The following is a 2,632-nucleotide window of genomic DNA, read 5'->3' as shown; positions in this document are numbered from 1 at the left end:
TTTGTTGCTTGCATAAAAGCCACCACTTCCCAAAACCACCAACTGCAAACTATAATCTCCTACAGGATAGCCACCCTTCACAAATTTTAAAACAAGCTCACCGGGATTAATGCCCTTTCTAATAAATCCCGGGTTAGTAGAATCTGTTATGAAAATTGATCCCTTATTGCTCGTTAAATTTACTCCAATATAGTTTAAGGAAATGGTGTCAAAACCCGTGCCTCTTAAAATTACATCAGTAGTTGTGCTATTTAAGATTATATTTGGAGAGATACTTGTAATTACTACATTTCCATTTCCCCCGCCATTCACAAAAAACCCAGAAGAAAAAGATTCTCCGGTCCCATTAGTAACAGATAAAGAATGATAACCCAAAGCAATACTGCTTGGAATATTAACTCTTATTTCATTTGGACTAAGAACTTTAAAATTCCAATAATCAGAGCCATCAATCCTCACTCCAGTAGATGAATCAAATCCAACACCATAAATGGTAACAGAGTTTCCGGGAGAAACGTTTTTCGGAAAAATATTAAAGACAGTCGGACCCAAAAAGCTCCTATCAAGGCCATCTAAGATAAGAGATGTTTGGGTATAACCTCCCAATTCGGGCGTAGCTGGTAAAATAACATTATTCACGCTATCATCAAAAACAAGATGTCTCAAAAACCCAAGCGAGGAAGAGAGGTTGTTCAAATAAACTAATGCATCGGAATAATACTCAGGCGCACTCTTAGCAGAATAATGGCCGGCAGTAACAACAACCCCCAAATCGATACCCGATGAAGAATAATAATTGTTTATCTGAGATAAATCATCTTTTAAAAGCCCTTTTGGCTTTATGAAGTGAACTCTCTGCCTTAGAAGATGTCGCTCCCAAAAGCGGGGACTATTTTTAAACCATGAAAGAGTATAGTAAAGATACGGATTTTGTGTAACTAACTCAAAGTTTCTAACCCCTGGAATTTCAACATTTCCTATTTTTAAGGGCACTTTATCATCAAGAAAGGAAAAATATGTTTCTATAGGGTCCCTGAAAGGATTCGCCCACTTTAGAGGCGCCTCTCTTAAAAGCTTTCTTGGAGTCCAATGTATAAGGTCATCTGAAAGTTTGTAGAATATACCATAGACCGTTCTTCCAAGAGATGCATCATAAGCTGCTCCCTCTCCAATAGCAATAAACTTGCCAAGGTAAGTGCTCCACACAACACTAGTTGCAAGCATTCCTATGTCTTCTGAATAAGAAGGGTTTCTCCAGAAAACATTTTTACAGAGATAATCCTTAGGATTAAAATTTGTAGTTCTATATGGATCTATAAATTTTTTAAATGTGGTACCATTCCAAATTTTCCAGCTTCTAAAATCACTAACATTGTCTGACCTCATAAGGCACATAGACCTGTTCTGAAGATAAATGCTTTCTGCCTGAAATAGACTATAGTAATAATCTCCCTTCTTAACGATATTACTTGGCATCATATAACCAACTGCCTTTCCAAAATTTGGAATATATCGGTAAGGTGGAGTTGCTATAAGATGCCCGGGAGCTTGAACCGGATGAGAATACGTTAGGCCGGCATCATTTGAAACAGCAGCAGTAATTGAATTCCACCAACACTTTAACTGCCCAAGTGTGCACTGCCCAGGAGAACCATAGTACTCATTATGAACAAAAGAAAATACCTTTTGGCCATCCAAAGTATACGGAGAAATCAGCCACTCAAGATAGTCATAATTACTAGCAGTATAATCTCTATGAGAAGAAAACAAGACATTGCATTCATGTCTAACAGAAGACAAATTTGTTCCAATTGCCCTACGAGTATCGTAATGTGACGCAAGAAGCTGTACCCTTCCGTTTACATCTACGAAGGCTCTTGCCGGAGTGTCTGGAACATCATCTTGAGCACAACGATCTGTAGTCCAATTAAAAACAGTCTCCTTTTGACCAAATTTAAAGCTAAGAGAGTTGTGAACGCCGTCGCGCTCTACTTTTCCCATGTCAATCAAAATGTGAAGAAAGCCCAGACTGACTACGTTTCTTGAAAGTTCATCTTTCCAATCCTTAAGTTCTTGGACACTAAAAAAGGGATAGGGTTCCAAATCTCCAATGATTATCCCTGGATATAAACTCTTGATTTTTGAGATATACGCTGCAACTTGTATTGCAGACTCGTTTAACCCCTGTTTGCAGTAAGTGCGGCCCTTATAAAGAGGCATATCCATCTCTATATATTTTACTTTCACTCCTTTTGACATGAGAGAATCCAATAAGTTTACAGTATCAATAGCATTAAGAGTCCCGTTACAAGACCACTCAACTATAGCCTCTGAATTGAGGGCAAGATCAATTCCCCAGTTCTTAAGTTTTGAAAATGCTCCAAGAGAAAACATCCTGCTAACATCTTTTGGAAAAAATTTGAATACAGAAACCATTTTTCTAGAAAGATTCCAGGAATTAGGTGAACTAAAAAGAAGATCAAAGTCAGAAGCACGGGTTGGTGAAAACCACACGCTGTAAGACTTGCTTGCGCCGCCGCTAACCCCGGGACCGCCCTCCGGCATTCCACCCCCCTCTGGCTTTCTTCCAACACTTAAAACATTTGATTCTCGAGGGCCATTAATAAGAATA

Annotated in this window: 1 protein-coding gene; it reads right to left on the bottom strand. The window is 38.6% G+C overall.

The annotated features are described in order from the left end of the window. On the bottom strand, nt 1-2,632 hold a 2,632-nt coding region (locus D6734_03145; GenBank protein ID RMF96858.1), incomplete at both ends, for a hypothetical protein.

The sequence above is a fragment of the Candidatus Schekmanbacteria bacterium genome (assembly GCA_003695725.1).
Lineage (GTDB): Bacteria > Schekmanbacteria > GWA2-38-11 > GWA2-38-11 > J061 > J061.
This window is presented reverse-complemented; position numbering and strand designations above follow the sequence as displayed.